General features: G+C 67.1%; 17 protein-coding genes. 7 read left to right on the forward strand and 10 right to left on the reverse strand.

What is annotated here, in order from left to right; all coding sequences use genetic code 11:
• Positions 1 to 63 precede the first annotated feature (63 nt).
• Positions 64 to 804, forward strand: a complete 741-nt coding sequence (locus tag ABVF28_RS07350; protein ID WP_179555677.1) for an SDR family oxidoreductase — start codon at positions 64 to 66, stop codon at positions 802 to 804.
• A gap of 12 nt (positions 805 to 816) precedes the next feature.
• Positions 817 to 1,356, forward strand: coding sequence for a hypothetical protein (locus ABVF28_RS07355; RefSeq protein ID WP_371030010.1), 540 nt, complete (start codon positions 817 to 819; stop codon positions 1,354 to 1,356).
• A 162-nt stretch (positions 1,357 to 1,518) separates the two neighbouring features.
• Here the strand turns inward: ABVF28_RS07355 and ectB are convergent, their stop codons facing one another.
• Positions 1,519 to 2,844: a diaminobutyrate--2-oxoglutarate transaminase gene (ectB, locus tag ABVF28_RS07360; protein ID WP_104313080.1), complete on the reverse strand. Its 1,326-nt coding sequence runs from the start codon at positions 2,842 to 2,844 to the stop codon at positions 1,519 to 1,521.
• Between the two features lie 203 nt (positions 2,845 to 3,047).
• On the opposite strand from ectB, the gene ABVF28_RS07365 reads away from it, so the two are divergent.
• Positions 3,048 to 3,380 carry a nuclear transport factor 2 family protein gene (locus tag ABVF28_RS07365; RefSeq protein WP_104313078.1) on the forward strand — a complete coding sequence of 111 codons (333 nt, stop codon included), beginning with the start codon at positions 3,048 to 3,050 and terminating at the stop codon, positions 3,378 to 3,380.
• Positions 3,381 to 3,458: 78 nt separating this feature from the next.
• Here the strand turns inward: ABVF28_RS07365 and ABVF28_RS07370 are convergent, their stop codons facing one another.
• Together ABVF28_RS07370 and ABVF28_RS07375 are read right to left on the reverse strand one after the other, a co-directional pair.
• On the reverse strand, positions 3,459 to 4,448 hold the full coding sequence (locus ABVF28_RS07370; RefSeq protein ID WP_371030011.1) for a hypothetical protein: 990 nt from the start codon (positions 4,446 to 4,448) through the stop codon (positions 3,459 to 3,461).
• Positions 4,449 to 4,617: 169 nt separating this feature from the next.
• Positions 4,618 to 5,274 (reverse strand): DUF937 domain-containing protein, encoded by a 657-nt coding sequence (locus ABVF28_RS07375; RefSeq protein WP_371030012.1) that lies wholly within the window; start codon positions 5,272 to 5,274, stop codon positions 4,618 to 4,620.
• Between the two features lie 217 nt (positions 5,275 to 5,491).
• Here ABVF28_RS07375 and ABVF28_RS07380 point away from each other — a divergent pair, with 217 nt between their 5' ends.
• From ABVF28_RS07380 to ABVF28_RS07390, 3 genes are all read left to right on the forward strand, one after another.
• Complete coding sequence (locus ABVF28_RS07380; RefSeq protein WP_371030013.1) at positions 5,492 to 6,925, forward strand: NAD(P)/FAD-dependent oxidoreductase; 1,434 nt, start codon at positions 5,492 to 5,494, stop codon at positions 6,923 to 6,925.
• Complete coding sequence (locus tag ABVF28_RS07385; protein WP_371030014.1) at positions 6,922 to 7,344, forward strand: cupin domain-containing protein; 423 nt, start codon at positions 6,922 to 6,924, stop codon at positions 7,342 to 7,344. The genes ABVF28_RS07380 and ABVF28_RS07385 overlap by 4 nt, the downstream gene beginning before the upstream one ends.
• A gap of 536 nt (positions 7,345 to 7,880) precedes the next feature.
• Complete coding sequence (locus tag ABVF28_RS07390; RefSeq protein WP_371030015.1) at positions 7,881 to 8,609, forward strand: hypothetical protein; 729 nt, start codon at positions 7,881 to 7,883, stop codon at positions 8,607 to 8,609.
• 182 nt (positions 8,610 to 8,791) lie between these two features.
• On the opposite strand, the gene ABVF28_RS07395 is transcribed toward ABVF28_RS07390, so the two are convergent.
• From ABVF28_RS07395 to ABVF28_RS07415, 5 genes are all read right to left on the reverse strand, one after another.
• Positions 8,792 to 9,175 carry a hypothetical protein gene (locus ABVF28_RS07395; protein WP_371030016.1) on the reverse strand — a complete coding sequence of 128 codons (384 nt, stop codon included), beginning with the start codon at positions 9,173 to 9,175 and terminating at the stop codon, positions 8,792 to 8,794.
• A gap of 138 nt (positions 9,176 to 9,313) precedes the next feature.
• Positions 9,314 to 10,384 (reverse strand): hypothetical protein, encoded by a 1,071-nt coding sequence (locus tag ABVF28_RS07400; protein ID WP_371030017.1) that lies wholly within the window; start codon positions 10,382 to 10,384, stop codon positions 9,314 to 9,316.
• Between the two features lie 49 nt (positions 10,385 to 10,433).
• Positions 10,434 to 10,781 (reverse strand): hypothetical protein, encoded by a 348-nt coding sequence (locus ABVF28_RS07405; protein WP_371030018.1) that lies wholly within the window; start codon positions 10,779 to 10,781, stop codon positions 10,434 to 10,436.
• Positions 10,778 to 11,965 carry an ATP/GTP-binding protein gene (locus ABVF28_RS07410; protein WP_179555686.1) on the reverse strand — a complete coding sequence of 396 codons (1,188 nt, stop codon included), beginning with the start codon at positions 11,963 to 11,965 and terminating at the stop codon, positions 10,778 to 10,780. The genes ABVF28_RS07405 and ABVF28_RS07410 overlap by 4 nt, the downstream gene beginning before the upstream one ends.
• 67 nt (positions 11,966 to 12,032) lie before the next feature.
• Positions 12,033 to 13,463 (reverse strand): DUF2130 domain-containing protein, encoded by a 1,431-nt coding sequence (locus ABVF28_RS07415; protein ID WP_371030019.1) that lies wholly within the window; start codon positions 13,461 to 13,463, stop codon positions 12,033 to 12,035.
• Positions 13,464 to 13,713: 250 nt separating this feature from the next.
• Here ABVF28_RS07415 and ABVF28_RS07420 point away from each other — a divergent pair, with 250 nt between their 5' ends.
• On the forward strand, positions 13,714 to 14,004 hold the full coding sequence (locus ABVF28_RS07420) for a hypothetical protein (RefSeq protein WP_371030020.1): 291 nt from the start codon (positions 13,714 to 13,716) through the stop codon (positions 14,002 to 14,004).
• Positions 14,005 to 14,030: 26 nt separating this feature from the next.
• Here the strand turns inward: ABVF28_RS07420 and ABVF28_RS07425 are convergent, their stop codons facing one another.
• Both ABVF28_RS07425 and ABVF28_RS07430 read right to left on the reverse strand, forming a co-directional pair.
• A complete protein-coding gene (locus tag ABVF28_RS07425; RefSeq protein WP_211891421.1) occupies positions 14,031 to 14,303 on the reverse strand; it encodes a DUF1905 domain-containing protein in 273 nt (90 codons plus the stop codon).
• An 84-nt stretch (positions 14,304 to 14,387) separates the two neighbouring features.
• Positions 14,388 to 14,951 (reverse strand): GIY-YIG nuclease family protein, encoded by a 564-nt coding sequence (locus tag ABVF28_RS07430; RefSeq protein WP_371030021.1) that lies wholly within the window; start codon positions 14,949 to 14,951, stop codon positions 14,388 to 14,390.
• Between the last annotated feature and the right edge of the window lie 316 nt (positions 14,952 to 15,267).

Raw genomic sequence — 15,267 nt, forward strand, 5'->3', positions numbered from 1 at the left:
GTGGCAGAATGTGGGTGCCGCCGCGTTCCGCGGTCGCAGAGTGCAGAACCCGGGGGACCATCCATGACTCAAGCAGGCCACGTCGCGTCACCTCTCGACGGTGAGCGCGACGGCGAACGCCGACGGCCGGTCGCGCTCGTCACGGGAGCGACTCGCGGCATCGGCGAAGCCATCGCCCACGAGCTGAGCCGCACCCACCACGTCCTGGTCGGCGGGCGCGAGCCACGCGCCGTCGCCGAGGCCGCCGCCCGCATCCCGGGCGCGACGCCGTTCGTCGCAGACCTCACCGACGAGCGCCAGCTCGCCGAGGCGGCCCGCAGCATCCGCCGCCTCGACGTGCTCGTGCACTCGGCGGCCGTGCTCGGCGGGCACGACGCCATCGCTGAGAGCTCGCGCGAGCGATTCCGCCGCGCCTTCGAGCTCAACGTGTTCGCCGTCGCCGACCTCACCCGCCTCCTGCTGCCGCTGCTTCGAACGAGCGAGGGCACGATCGTCATGATCAACTCGGGTTCCGGCTACGCGAGCGGCGCGGGCACCAGCGTGTACAGCGGCACGAAGTTCGCCCTGCGCGCGCTGACCGACGCGCTTCGCGAGGAAGAACGCCAGCACGGCGTGCGCGTGTCCAGCATCCACCCGGGCCGCGTCGACACCGACATGCAGCGTGAGCTGCGGCAGCTCGAGCAGGGCAGCTACGAGCGCGAGCGCTACCTGACGCCGCAGGCGGTCGCGCAGGCGGTGCGGCTCGCCGTCGACACCCCGGCTGGTGGGGCGGTCGACGAGCTCAAGATCCGGCCGATGCGCTGAGCTGACGCAGTCATGGCCGGCACCAATCAGATCTTCACCATCGTCGCGTTCGCGCTGCTCGTCGTGCTCGTGCTCGGCCTCGGTCTGCTCGTGGCGATCCTCGTGCAGCGTCGCCGAACGAAGAAAGCGAAGGCCGCGTCGGAGCTCCGCAAGGCCGAACGGCGCAGGGCGGTAGAGGCGGGAGTCGCGGGCCTGCACGAAGACACCGACACGAGCGGCGGAATCTCGCTCCTCGGGCTATCTGTGCAGCAGCCGATCCCGGATGCGGCTCCCAGCTCGCCCAGCGCTCCCTCGCCCTGGGCCGCCGCGCCTCGACGGACCGAGCGGCCAGCGTCGTGGCTTCCCTCGTCGGTGCAGCAAGCCTCGGGATCGCAGGGTTCAGCGCCCCATGCCCCTGCGCCACACGCGCACGCGCCTGACTCGCACGCGCCTGACTCGCAAACATCGCCCAGCGGACCCGAACCGACGCCGCTACCCCGTGATCTCGGACCCGCGCCGACGCCGCACTCCTACGGCTCGACGTTCTCCGGAGGCGGCACCCGCAAGCACTGACCCGCCCGTGGTCGCGCCTGCACCAGCTCTCTTCCGCATCCACATCCGCATCCACACGAGAAATGCCTGTTCCCTTGTTCAGGAACAGGCATTTCTCGTGTGAATGTCCCCCACCGGGGTGGGGTGGATGCGTCTGGCAGTCGAGCTGCGCGGCCGGGAGGACTAGGCGTGCGAGGCGACGTGGTCTTCGACGGCGTGCTCTGCCTCGGAGTCGTCGCCCGCGATGACGGCGTCGAGGCTTTCGCGCACGATGCGGAGCCCCGTCTGCAGCTCCTCGCTCGTGAGCGTGAGCGCGGGGAGGAATTTCAGGACTTCCTCGAAGGCGCCAGCGGTCTCGATGACGAGCCCGCGCTGGAACGCCTCAGCGGAGACGCGCGACGGCAGGTCGCGGTCACGGAGGCTGACGATGCCGTACATGAGGCCGCGGCCGCGGACCGTGAAGTCGAGCTGCGGGTAGTCGGCGGCGATCGACTCGAGGCCCGCGCGGAGCTCGGCGGAGCGCTCGGCGACCGTCGTCATAAAGGCGTCGTCGGCCCAGTACTCCTCGAGGGCGACACGCGCCGTGACGAACGCGAGGTTGTTGCCGCGGAAGGTGCCCGTGTGGGCGCCCGGCTTCCACACATCCACCGCCGGGCGGAGCAGCACCAGCGACATGGGCAGTCCGGATGCGGAGATCGACTTCGACACGGTGACGAGGTCGGGCACGATGCCGGACTCCTCGAACGCGAAGAAGGAGCCGCTGCGCCCGATGCCAGCCTGGATCTCGTCGAGGATGAGGAGGATGCCGCGCTCTTCGGTGATCTTGCGGAGGCGTCGCAGCCACTCCGGGCTCGCGACGTTGATGCCGCCCTCGCCCTGGATGGCTTCGACGATGACAGCGGCGGGCAGGTCGAGGCCGCTGCCGGTGTCGTCGAGCATCTTCTCGAACAGGTCGAGCGTGTCGAGCTTGTCGCCCAGGTAGCCCTCGAAGGGGAGGCGGGTGACATCGCCGAGGGTCGTGCCCGCGGCGTCGCGGTACTTCTTGTTGCCGGTGACGGCGACGGCGCCGAGGCTGAGGCCGTGGAAGCCGTTCGTGAACGCGACCACGTTGGTGCGACCGGTGGCCTGGCGGGCGACCTTCAGGGCTGCTTCGACGGCATTCGCGCCGGTCGGGCCCGTGAACTGGATCTTGTAGTCGTAGCCGCGGGGCTCGAGCACGTACTGCTCGAACGCTTCGATGAAGGCCCGCTTCGCAGATGTCGCCATGTCGAGCCCGTGCAGGATGCCACCGTGTTCGATGTATTCGACGAGGGCCTTCGTGAAGAGCGGGTTGTTGTGCCCGTAGTTGAGCACGCCGGCGCCGGCGAAGAAGTCCAGGTACTCGTCGCCGTCCGCGGTCACCAGGGTGGAGCCGGACGCGCGGTCGAAGACCACGGGGAACGAGCGGATGTATCCGCGGACTTCTGACTCGCGACGGTCGAATACTTCAAGGGGCGAGAAGTCGCTCATGCTCAATTCACCTTCTGCTTGTTGACGTGGCCTGTTTTTGACGAGCCGGGCTTGCCTTGGAAAGAGGCGGAGGGCGGAAGCGCAGGGCGGGTTGCCGCGCATCCTGAGATTCCGAGCTTACGGCCATGCCCGGGAATCCGGAGGCTGGCTTGCTACATTGTGGCCGTTCGGGCGGCCTTCGCCCGCGGAGAGATGGGGGTTCCATGACTGATTTCACAGTGCCTGCACCGGTGCAGGCTCTTGTCGACGCGATCAACAGCGGAGACGAGCAGGCGTTTGTCGAAGCATTCGCCGAGGATGGCTCGGTCGACGACTGGGGTCGCGTGCTCGAGGGGCGTGAAGGTGTCAGCAGCTGGTCGCAGAGCGACGCCATCGGGCAGAGCGCCCAGATGGTGATCAAGGACGCCAGCACCGAGGATGACACGACCGAGCTGTTCTTCGACTGGCGCAGCAACCGCTTCAATGGCACGTCGCGTGCGTTCGTCACGGTCGAGGGCGACAAGGTGAAGACGTTCCGTATCCCGTCACACCGCTAGGGGTGTGGATGCGCGGGCCCGCCCCGACGGCGCGGGCCGGAGGGTCCGCGCACGTCGAGCATCCGGCCACCGGCGGCGTCAGCGCACGGTGAAGAGGAACCCGTCGATGAGGTCGGTGAGCTGCTTCTCGGTCAGCCGTTCGCGGGCTGTCGACAGCCACTCGGGACGGATGTCGTCGAGCAATCCCTCGCGCACCATCGCGTCGGCCTGCTGCGCGTAGCCGCGCGCCATGTACTCCGACGACCCGTATCCGACGATGTCTGCGAAGCCGAGGTTCTCGGCGAACGCGTCGAGGTAGACGATTCGAGTGGCCCCGGTGCCGCGCTCGTCGATGGGGAGCTCGTGCAGGTGCTGGCTCTCGGTCCGGTACCGCTCCCAGAGCTTCGTCCAGCGTCGCTGCAACGGCGGGCGGATGAACGTGAGCACGATGACCGTGGCAAGTGCGACGAGGAAGATCGGAACCGCCCATGCGGGGAGCCACGGGGTGAGCAGGAGCAGCCCGATCGGCACGATGATCAGTCCCGCGAACGCCCGGCTGTACGGGCTGGCGAGCAGCCGCGAGACCCAGCCGTCGCGGTCAGTGCGGTCGACCCCGGCGCGGTCGAGCTCGGCGACCACCGCGGACTTCATGGCGGCGCGGCGGGTGGAGTCGTCTCCGCCAGTGCGGTCTACTCGCGCGCGGTTGCCGCGGGCGCGCCTGCCGCCAGGGAAGTAGGCGTCCATGATGGCGCTGGACCATCCAGGGAGAAGCGGGTCCGCGCCGAGCCACTCGATCTCCCATCCGGTCGATCGTGGGGCGCGGTAGCCGGCGTCTCCGATCCGCTGCGAAGCCCCCGCATCCGCGACCTCGTGGATGCGAAGCGCGCCGCGGTGGGCGAGCCACACGAGCTCTCCCGCGAACGCCGTCTCCCAGCCACGGCTGTCGTCGTCGAGGCGGGTCAGGCGGTGCTGCGCTGCGAGCGGCGTGAGCAGCAGTCGCGAGCTGGGCCGGATCGGCAATCTTGTGAACAGGAGCGCGATCGCGCCGGTGGTGACGAGCGCGAACACCACAAGAGCGAGGGCGCGCACGAAGGTCTCGGAGGCGGGGTCGAAGATGCTGGGCTCATTTCACGAGGCGGTAGGGGCGGTCAGATCCGCTGGGTGCTCGGCCGTCTGGTGCGCTTCGGGATGCGGGGGAGGGGCAGGCCGGTGCTGCTCGACCCGCGCTCCCTCCCGCGCGCATCCGCTGCCCGACGAGTCAGCGCTTGCCGCCGCCGAGCAGCCCGCCGAGAATGTCTCCCAGGCCTCCGCCGAGTCCTCCACCTGCTGGCTTGCTGGAACCGCTCGCGCCGCCGAGCACCTGCCCGAGGATGTCACCGAGTCCGCCGCCCGCCCCGCCGCCCGCGTTCGCGGAACCTGCGGAGGAACCGGACCCACCGCCCAGGATCCCGCCGAGAAGGTCCTCGAGCCCGCCGCCCGAACCCGAGCCCGCGGTCGTGGATGCGCCCTGCTGGCCGCCGAGGAACTTCTTCGCGAGCCACGCGAGCACGATCGGCGCGAGGATCGGGAGCAGCTTCTGCACGAGCCCCGAAGTCTGGCCGCCCGGTGCTGAGCCGAGGGCTGCCGCGACCTGGTCGGTGTTGCTGCCGAAGACGTTCTTGACGATCTTCTCGCCGTCGTTGGTGTCGATGTCGGCGAGCGAGACGCGGCCTTCGACGAGGGATGTGTCCTTCTTCTCGAGCGCGTGCTCGAGCGACTTGGCACCTGCGGGATCGGCCGCGTTCGCCTGGAGACCGCCGATGAGGGTCGGCAACGCTGCCTGGATCCCCTGCTGGGCGGTCTGCTTGTCGACACCGAGCTGGTTGGCGATGTCGGCGACTGGAATGAGCTTGAGCAGTTCGTTGATGTCGGTCATGGGTTCCCCTTGTTCGATGACGCGACACCGATCATGGGGTCGCGTGACCACGAGGGTAGCGCTGGGGGTGGTGCATTCGCCGCAGATCGTGCTGAGCTTGTCGGACAGATCGTCGACGCGTCGGGCGTCGAACCGACACGGCGTCCACCCAAACGGTAGGTAAGCAGGGTAGACACGAAGCAGCAGATGGCCGTCAACCCCCACCCGGAGGACATCAATGACCACGTTCGATCGAGCGGAAGCCGAGATCAGCGAGGAGCGCATTGCCGCGTCTCTCGCCGGAGCGAAGCCGACGACCTACTGGCTCGACGACCCGGCTCGTCCCGCCGCGTCGCCGCCGCTTCGAAGCAACCACACTGCCGACCTCGTGATCGTCGGTGGCGGATATACGGGGCTGTGGACAGCGCTGCTCGCGAAGGAACGCGACCCGAAGCGGAAGATCATGCTGCTGGAGGGAAAGCGACTCGGATGGGCCGCATCCGGCCGCAACGGCGGGTTCTGCGAGGCGAGCCTCACCCACGGGGAGTCGAACGGCAAGGACCGGCTGCCGCACGAGTACTCGAAGCTCGAAGCGCTCGGCCTCGAGAACCTGCGCGAGATCGGGGAGACCGTCAAGCGCTACTCGATGGACTGCGACTACGAGGAGACGGGCGTGCTCAACGTCGCGACCGAGCCCCACCAGGTCGCCGAGCTCGAGCAGGCGGCGGTCGGCGACTCCGGCCTCGAGTTCCTCGACAGGAAGACACTCCAGCAGGAAGTCTCTTCCCCGCTGTTCCTCGCCGCGAACTACGAAAGCGAGGGCACCGCCCTCGTGAACCCCGCGAAGCTCGTGTGGGAGCTGCGCCGCGTGGTGCTCGGCATGGGCGTCGCGATCTTCGAGAACACTCCCGTCAGGTCGCTCGAGGCAGACGGCGGCGGCATCACGGTCACCACCGACGAGGGCAGCATCTACGCGCAGCGGGTGGCGCTCGGCACGAACGCCTTCCCGGCGCTCATCAAGCGCGACCGCTTCTACACGGTGCCCGTCTACGACTACGTGCTCATGACGAACCCGTTGAGCGACGAGCAGCTCGAATCGATCGGCTGGAAGCGGAGGCAGGGCATCACGGACCTCAACAATCGCTTCCACTACTCGCGGCTCGTCACGGACGCCGACGGCCGCACCCGCATCCTCTACGGCGGGTACGACGCCGTCTACAACTACGGCGGCCGCATCAAGCAGGAGTACGACCAGCGCCCCGAGACGTTCGAGAAGCTCGCGGCGCACTTCATCGCCACCTACCCGCAGCTCGAGGGTCTCGGCTTCTCGCACAAGTGGGGCGGCGTCATCGACACCTGCACGCGGTTCTTCTCGTTCTTCGACACGGAGTTCGACGGCAGGGTCGCGCACGCGGCGGGCTTCACGGGGCTCGGCGTCGGCGCGACGAGGTACGCGGCGAACGTGCTGCTCGACCTGCTCAGCGGCGAGGAGACGGAGCGCACGCGCATGGACTTCGTGAAGAAGAAGCCGCTGCCGTTCCCGCCGGAGCCGTTCGCGTCGATCGGTGCGAAGGTGTCGCTCGCCGAGATGGCGCGCGCCGACCGCAACGAAGGCAAGCGCGGGCTGTGGCTGAAGACGATGGACGCGGTCGGCCTGGGGTTCGACTCGTGAGCGCGGGCGGTGAGAGCGCAGCAGATGAGGCCGCTGCCGTGACCGGTGCCGGTGGTGTGACCGGGATGCAGCCCGGATCGGTCGTGCACGCGCGGGGCGCATCCCTGTCACACGACCCCGTCGAGGGGTGGCAGAAGGTGAGCGGCGAGCCGACGACCGCGGCGCACGAGCTCGGCGCCTTCGCGGGCACGGAGTTCGGGCTGTGGGAGATGTCGGCCGGGTCGATGCTCGACGTCGAGGCCGACGAGGTGTTTCTCGTGATCAGCGGAACGGCGACGGTCGAGTTCCTCGAGCCCGAGCTGCCGTCGATCGACCTCGAACCGGGTTCCATCGTGCGTCTCGGCGAAGGGATGCGCACCCGGTGGACCGTCACCGGAGCGCCCCTACGCAAGCTGTACGTCGTGGAGGGCGGGGAGTAGGTCGGCTGAGGTTCCTGCAGCTGCGCCCACTTTGATGGGTTCCTCCGACTCGTGATGGGGCGTTACCCACCACCGGTCGGCAAAACCCATCGAAGTCTGGCGCAGGGCTCGTCGGCCCTTCACATTGATGGGTTTATCTGACTCGCGATGGGGGGATTCCCATCACGACTCGGCGAAACCCATCAGGATGATCCGCCGGAAGGGGCTGCCGCGACCTTCGGTGTCGCTTTCAACGCACCTTCGGGCTGTGGATATCTCGGAAGACAAGCTCTGCATCCCTCTACCCTTGGCCCATGTCTGAGCCTGAGGAGATGCTCTCCGGAGTGGGGAACGAACCCTTCGCGTTCAGGGATGGGCTGCGCGCGGGCCTGACACGGCAGGAACTGAACGGCCCCGAATTCTCCAAACCTCACCGCGGCGTGCGGGTGCGAGGGGCAGTGCGGTCTCCTCTTGAGATCGCACGCGCTTTCGTGCCGAGGATCAAGGACCGCTGTGTTCTCGGCGGGCTGACAGCGGCGAGAATCTGGGGCCTGCCCGTGCCACGCCGTCTTGACCGCGACTCGACCGTGTACCTCCTCGTGCCGGCTGGGAGGAACCGGCCCGCCGGTCTGGGCGTCAAGTCGCGAAGCATCAGGGCGTCGCTGTGGGATGCTCGCGAGCTGCGCGGCGCACCTGTCGCGTCGCCCGCGCTGACCTGGGCAACCTGCGCCCGCCACCTCGACGTCAACGAGTTGGTCGTGCTGGGGGATGCCCTCGTCGCCACATCCACGGACTATGAGGGCATCGTGCGGCCCGAGCAGCCACCGGAGGGAGCGCGGACGGCGCCGCCCCTCGCGACGCTGGAGGAGCTCGGGGAGATCGCGCGAACCTGGGGCAACGGTGTGGGTGGGGCCTCCTTGCGGGCGGCCGTTGCACGGGTTCGTGCAGGCGTCGAATCACCGATGGAGACCTGGACGCGGCTGGTGATCGTCGCTGGCGGGCTTCCGGAACCGGAGGTCGGCGTCGAGGTCTGGAACGGGTCGGAGTTCGTGGGGCGTGTCGACCTCGCGTATCGGGCTCAGAAGATCGCCATCGAGTACGAAGGGGACCATCACCGCACCGACAAGCGCCAATGGCGCAAGGACATCGGGCGCGTGAACCGTCTGCAGGAGATCGACTGGTTCGCGATCCGGGCGACCACATCGCAACTCTGGCCCACGCCAACGCGTTTTGTCGAGCAGGTGCGCGCGGCGTTGAGCAGGGCCACGGACGGCGGAGGACCATAGTTCTCGCAACTCGGCTATGTCAGATACCAGGCTCCGTCTGATCGGACGCGTAGCTGGCTCTTCGATTGCTCTCGTCCGGACGGGGTGATTGTTCGTCGTGAGGAGGAGGCCGAAGGCCGCGACCGGCACGTCCGGTTCTTTGCACGTCCGCGATGTGCGGAGTCCCGCGCAGCGGACGGTGCTCAGCGAGAGTCTGTGCTTCGGAGCAGTTCCTCCACGCGATCGCGGTCGATCTCGAGAAGCAACGCGATATCGCGGTTCGCGTACCGTTCGCGGTGCATCGCGGCGACAGCAGTCCTGAGACGCGTATCAGCGACGAGATGCGCATGTTGCGCTTTCTCGATCGCTTTCTTCGCCGTGTCGACCGCTTCTGTGAGCGTGCCGAGGTCGAAGGCGATGCTGAGGCTGGTCGCACTGTGATCGACCCCGGGCTCGCGCGTCTCGAGGTAGTCGAAGACCTGCCGTGCAACGTCACCGAGCGTAGCTCCTTGCGTCACGTCCTCAGGCCCGAGGTGGAACTCCCATCCGCCGCGCCACCTCTTGGCAACTACGTGCACCACTGACATGTCGATCTCCCCGTGCTCTCCGCGCGGCATCCCCGGCCGGCGACTCATGTGAGACCCCCAGTCTGTCCCTCCGTGCGGCGGGAAAACGGACCGCCTGTCTGCCTGGGGATAAGTCGCGCGGACGCAGGGGGGAGCCCCTCAGCCCTTGCGGCCGACCATCACCGTCCGCGGCGAGTAGTCCTGCCCTCTCCAGTACAGCATCACGCGCTGTCGTCCTATGCGATACACGTCGCGGCTTCGCTCTCCGTCGTCCGGGGGCAGGACCTCCTTGGGCTCCCCGAGGTGCTCGAGGACTCCGTCGCGGGTGAACGGGTCGATGCCCTCGATGAGGTGCGCCGTGCGCGGGTAGTTGGCTTCCGGGGCGTTGCGGTGCGGGTGGAAGGTAAATTCGACGCATTTCACGGCGCCTCCCTTCATCCCCACGATCAAGGAGCGGTCGGCGTTCCGGGAGGCGCACTGGTAAGCGCCAGAGCGGTTGATCTCGATGGGGCCGTCGATGAGTCCGAGGAGAGCGAGGGCCGCCGGATCCTCGATCTTCTTGCCGAGCGCGGCCGCGGCCAGGGTGAGGTCTCCCGCCACCGTGCGCTTCGCGTCGCCGTTGACGCGCATTTTCGGCGGTGTGGATGCGGTTGCGGTCGCGCCGAGCGCGTCGACGAGTTCGGTGAGACGAGCGACTTCCACGGCATCCTCGTCAGCCTCGGCCTCCTGGCCGGCGCGCTCGCGAAGCCGGGCGGCGGCTCGTGCCGCGTCGCGGTGATGCGCGAACCGCGACGCTTCGGGGGTCTCTTCGGCGGGCACGAGCTGCGCTTCGACGATGCGGTGTTCGTTGAGGAGCGCGAGGGCGCGTTCGCTGACCAGCAGCATCCCGTCCCGCTGGGCGAAGTCGTCGTTCCCATCTGCGCGTCCGGTGGGCTCGAGTCGCTCCCAGCGCTCCGGGAGACCGCCGGCGTAGGAGACGAACTCCGGCGACGTCGTGACGGTCGCCTCGCGCAACTCGAACCCCGAGAGGTCGGAAGCGCGCAGTGCATCGGCGAGTGAACCGGCCACGATGAAGTCCGGATGGACGCCGACGAGCTCGTCGCCGAGCCAGCCCGCGAACTCGCACCGGAGCGGGTCCATCTGGGTCCTCGATCCGGATGCGTCCTGCGTCCATACGGCGCCGTCGCCGACGGTTCCCGTGGCTTCTGGCTCCAGAGTGTGGTGGTTCATGGGGATCCTCGCGTCTCTTCGGAGTTCAGGGTCGGGGCGGCCTGCTCGCTCAGGAACGCGCCGGAGGTTTCGGCAGATCCCAGACGTCGGCGAATCGGGCCGAGACGATCGGCTGGGCCCAGATCATGGAGAGTCCGGTGGCAACGGACGAGATCTCGCGCAGCTCGGGCGTGAACACCACGAACTCGTGAGTGATGGGCCTGCCGGCGCGGTCTGTGCGCCCTTCCGGGTCAGGGAAGCGCAGCGCCGCCCGGTCGTCGCCGAGGTGCCAGAGCTCCGAGTCATCGCCGAGATGCGCGAAGGCTCTGTCGTATTCGGGGAGCGGGTCCGCGAAACCGCCGTCGAGGAGGAACCGGTGCCCCCACGTGCGCCCTCGAGTCGCCCAGATGAGCTTCACTTCTTGCTCCTGACGAGGATCCCCTTGCGTTCTGCCTCTTCGAGGTCGAGTTTGAAGCGGGTGAGCATCGCGGTCAGGTAGTCGTGCTTGGCGAGCGCCTCCGCGTTGACGGTCTTGAGCTTCTCGCCGGCGAGTGCCGCTCCCCGCTCGATGGAGTCCTTCGAGACGAGTGACGCCGCGAACCCCGCAATGAGTCCGAGGGGGCCAGGCAGCTTGATCTTCTTGACGACGAACAGAGCCCCCATCGCGGCGAGGCCGGCCATCCCGCCCGCCTTGCTGAAGATCTTCTCCGCGACCTTCCCGCCATCGTGGAGCTTCTTCGCCCAGCTGACGTGGCGTTCGAAGGGCAGGATCGCGGCGAGTGGGAGGACGGCGTCGACGCCGACGCGCTCCGTCACTTCGATCTTGCCCGGCTCGAACTTCGCGGAGGACAGCAGGATGAAGTCCTCGGCGAACGACATCGCCTCCGGCGCCTGAACGAAACCGCGAAGCTCCTGACGCAGCTGATCGAGCTCGTCGCTGACCTTCTCGACGAGCAGCGCTTTGAAAGCGTGCGCATCCATCTGGGGAAGAAGGTCGGACTTCGAAAGAGCGAGCACCCAGATGCGAGGGAACTGCGCGAGGGGCTTGCCGTTCTTCAGGAGCTCGGGCTTCAGGCGGAGCAGTTCGGAGCGGATGTTCGTCAGCAGCGACTTCAGGTACAGCTCTTCTGAGCCCTCATTGTCGCGGAGCAGCTGACCGTCGACGAGCAGGAGCGCGACATCGGAGCTCAGGAGCGCCGTGAACGTCTCGACACGCCTGCGGCTCTCCTCCTCGCCCTCCGCGGACTCCTCGAACCATTCGCCGGGGTAGTCGTGCCACACGAGGCGGAGTGCGTCGAACGGCTTCGAGTTCTTCGCGCGTTCCTCCGACCAGGCCTTTGGCCTCACCAGGAACGAGTACGCGGTGTGCGTGAAGCGGGTGGATGCGGGCACCTTCGCGGCGTTCTTCATGCCGAGGTAGCTCTGGTACAGCTTGTCGCTCTGCCCGGTGTCGTCGGCGACGACCTCGTAGAGGTTCTCCTTCGCGAACTGCGGCTCCTGCGTTGGGCCGTAGAAGGAGGAGACGAGCACGGTCTTGCCGCTGCCGCTCCCGCCGAACACTGCGATGTGCTGCTCACGGGTTCTGCTCTTCGCCGTTGCCATGGGCACGTCTCCTGCCGGTGGGGTGTTCGACCATCCGCCGGTGCTGGCGGATGTGCTGCGCGGGAGCCTATGCGCTCGCGGAGTCGTCGTCCTGTGAGCGCTCGGCGTCGCCGCTCGCGAGCTCGGCGAACTTGCGCGCCATGGTGGGGTTGCCGCGGGTGAGCTTCTTGATGGTCACGTCCTGCGCCTTGTCGTTGGCGAGGCGCAGGTTGCGTTCGGATCCGAGCAGCGCATCCTTCACCTTCTGGAGTCGCACGATGGCCTTGTCGATCTCGTCGATGGCCTCCCCGAACCGGCGAGAGGCGAGCTCGTAGTTGCGTCCGAACGCGTTCTGGAACTCATCGAGGCGCTCTTCGAAGTCGGTGACGTCGACGTTCTGCGCCTTCACGGACGCCAGCTCGGTCTTGTACTTGAGTGCGTTCATGGACCCGTTGCGGAGCAGCGTGATCATGGGGATGAAGAATTGCGGCCGGATGACGTACATCTTCGGGAAGCGGTGCGAGACGTCGACGATGCCGGAGTTGTAGAGCTCGCTGTCGGGCTCGAGGAGCGTGACGAGGACGGCGTACTCGCAGCCCTTCTCCTGCCGGTCCTTGTCGAGCTCCTTGAGAAAGTCCTCGTTCTTCTTCTTCGTGGCCGTCGTATCGGCCTCGTTTTTCATCTCGAACATGATCGAGGTGATCTCGGTGCCGCCCGCGTCCGAGTCGCGGAAGATGTAGTCGCCCTTGCTTCCGGTGCGAGCGTCGTTGTCCTTCTCGAAGTAGGCCGTCGGGAACGCGGTGGCGCGGATCTGGTTGAAGACGGTCTCGCAGTGCTGCTCGAGGGTCTCGCCGAGCATCTTCGTGGAGAGGCGAGCCTTCATGTCCTTGAGGCGCTCGATGGCGTCGTCGCGGTCGCGGAGCTGCGTCTCGTACTTATCCTTCAGCGACGTCTCGACGAGCTGTCGTTCCAGGGCGGCCCGCTCGAGGGTGCCCTTCAGTTCGTCGCGTTCCTTCTCGACCTTCCCGACAGCTTCGTTGACGGCGAGCTTCTGCGTGATCTCGAGGCTGTCGAGCTTCGACTTGAGCGCCTGAACCTCGGCTTCCCGCTCGGCGGCGGCCTTCTGCAGGTCGCTCACGCGCTTGGCCGCCGCGAGTTCCTCTGCGGCGATCTTGTCGTGGCGGGCCTGCTCGAGCTCGTTCGCGAGCGTGTCGCGCTCCTTCTCCACCGACTGCAGCGCCTCGCTGACGGCGAGCCGCCGCGTGACCTCGCCGGCCTCGAGCTTCGCCTTCAGCTCCTGCAGCTCGATGTTCCGCTTCGCCGCGGCCGCCTCGAACTCCTGCGCGACCTTCGCCTGCGCCAGCTCGATCTCGGCGCGCTTCGCCGCCTCGGCCAGCTCGAGCCGCTCGTGGAGGTCCTTCTCGAACTCGCCGTCCCGCACCTGCTTCAGGATGTCCGCGTAGCCGGCCTCATCGATCGTGAAGGCCTTGTGGCAGTGGGGGCAGGTGATCTCGTGCATGGGATTTCCTCATTTGACGTGAATCGGACCCGTGCTGCGCTGCTGACCGGTCAGTGACCGAATCTATCGAGCGGAGCGTGGCTGGCAGCGAGCGACAACGACTGCCCAGTGCAAGCGTATTCGTGAAGGCTCACGCTGGACGAGCCCGTGAGCGGAACTGTGCATCGGAGTGTTGGCCCAGCGGCGCGATCGCGGCGTGCGCCGTCGCAGCCGAGGTCGAGCGAAGCCTGCGCGTCGGTAGGGTTGCTGCGTGACGAAGCCAGCATCCTCGAACACCGCCGCTCCCGACCACCCTCGCGTGCGCCTCCACTGGCTCGCCGTGGCGTTCTCCACCGTCGCTCCGCTGCTGATGCTCTTCGGCGGACTGACGGTCGCCGGGACGACCCGCGCCACCTTCGACCTCGCGGAGACACCCACCATGGTGGGCACGGTCATGTTCCTGGTCGGACTCGCCATGCTCATGGTCGCGTTTGTGCTCGTCGGGGTGCGCTCAGCTGCTCAACAGCAGCTCGATCTCCTGCTGGATGCGCGCCGACGCTGACCTGCGTCCGCGCGGGAGTCCAGGCGTCAGGCGTTCAAGCGCCCGATCACCACATCGACGCTGTCGCCGACGTCCTTTTTCAGCTTCTTCCGCAGCGCCGCGCTGACCGAGATGAAGTGGTCGCCCTGCCCTGTTGGCATGAGCGCCGACGTCACGACGACGCCGTCGACGGTCGTGTCGGCTTTCACCGACTTGCCGGTGCCGAAGAAGTCCTTCGAGCCGGGCACCTCGATGACGGACCACGAGGGCATCCACTCGGGGTTGACGATTTCACCGGTGTAGACGAGCTTGTCAGTCATGAGGCGAGCGTAGCGCGGCTGCTGAGGGCTTCAAGGGAAATGGGTCCGTTCTGGTTCTGCGATTATCGGCGGCAAGCAGTTCGGTCAGGGATTCGACTCGAGCGCACGAGTGGCGTGAAACTCCTCTGCTTGCGGGTCGAGTCTGAAGTCCAGCAACTCAACGCGGCGCTCGCGGAGCGCATCCCGGACTTCAGTGGGCGTGGCGCGGAAGTACTCCCGGCGAAAATTGACTTTGTTGATGCGCCGCTTCGCGAAATGCCTGTGCAGCTCTGCCTCGATGGAGACTGCGTCGTCGGCGAAGAAGAGCGCGTGAACATCGAAGCGAAACGGCACAGACGCATCGCCGAGCTCGTGCACCCGGTCCATAGGCTCGAGCCGCCGGGTGAGGCCGATCTTCACGACGTCGGGCCCGAAGGAGCCGACGTTGCTGATGACATAGACGTAGCCGGCCCGAATGTTGGCTGCTCGGTAGTCAACGTTCTCGATCGCATGCTCGACGTCTTCGAGGCGAGTCCTCATTCGCTCAGCACCCTCGAAGTCGCCTTTAGACTCGAGGGTTGCGATGGTGTTCGAGTAATGCGTGCGCTCCTTTTCGAGGCGAGCCTTCTCGGCCTGCAGCTCTTTCTCGGCCTTACGCTGTTCCCGCAACTCTTCCTTGTGGGCGCGCTCCGCGTCCTTCTCTCGTTGCACTGCACGAAGATGGCGGTTCGCCAGCTCGAGTTCCTCGAGGCGAAGCGCATGGAATCGCGGAGAGATGCGAAGCGAGATCATCGAACCGAGACGTTCGATTTGTTCTACAGCCTTGCTCAAACGCGTCTGCGCCGTGTGGAGATTGCCGGCTCATCGCGTTTGAGAGTGTAGAGAGGGCCTGAATCCTCCGGTCTCGAGGAGTGATCTTGCGATGTAGTGGGTCAGGTTCCGGAAGCCGAGCGCGATACCGCGGAGGTGCTCGAGGCGCCCGTTA

The sequence above is a fragment of the Pseudoclavibacter sp. JSM 162008 genome (assembly GCF_041366455.1).
In the GTDB taxonomy this organism is placed as follows: Bacteria; Actinomycetota; Actinomycetes; order Actinomycetales; family Microbacteriaceae; genus Pseudoclavibacter.

Excerpts from the sequence above, each read along its gene's own strand:
- ABVF28_RS07350 (WP_179555677.1), top strand. The coding sequence starts at position 64 with ATGACTCAAGCAGGCCACGTCGCGTCACCTCTCGACGGTGAGCGCGAC.
- ABVF28_RS07355 (WP_371030010.1), top strand. The coding sequence starts at position 817 with ATGGCCGGCACCAATCAGATCTTCACCATCGTCGCGTTCGCGCTGCTC.
- ectB (WP_104313080.1), bottom strand. The coding sequence starts at position 2,844 with ATGAGCGACTTCTCGCCCCTTGAAGTATTCGACCGTCGCGAGTCAGAA.
- ABVF28_RS07365 (WP_104313078.1), top strand. The coding sequence starts at position 3,048 with ATGACTGATTTCACAGTGCCTGCACCGGTGCAGGCTCTTGTCGACGCG.
- ABVF28_RS07375 (WP_371030012.1), bottom strand. The coding sequence starts at position 5,274 with ATGACCGACATCAACGAACTGCTCAAGCTCATTCCAGTCGCCGACATC.
- ABVF28_RS07380 (WP_371030013.1), top strand. The coding sequence starts at position 5,492 with ATGACCACGTTCGATCGAGCGGAAGCCGAGATCAGCGAGGAGCGCATT.
- ABVF28_RS07395 (WP_371030016.1), bottom strand. The coding sequence starts at position 9,175 with ATGTCAGTGGTGCACGTAGTTGCCAAGAGGTGGCGCGGCGGATGGGAG.
- ABVF28_RS07400 (WP_371030017.1), bottom strand. The coding sequence starts at position 10,384 with ATGAACCACCACACTCTGGAGCCAGAAGCCACGGGAACCGTCGGCGAC.
- ABVF28_RS07410 (WP_179555686.1), bottom strand. The coding sequence starts at position 11,965 with ATGGCAACGGCGAAGAGCAGAACCCGTGAGCAGCACATCGCAGTGTTC.
- ABVF28_RS07415 (WP_371030019.1), bottom strand. The coding sequence starts at position 13,463 with ATGCACGAGATCACCTGCCCCCACTGCCACAAGGCCTTCACGATCGAT.
- ABVF28_RS07425 (WP_211891421.1), bottom strand. The coding sequence starts at position 14,303 with ATGACTGACAAGCTCGTCTACACCGGTGAAATCGTCAACCCCGAGTGG.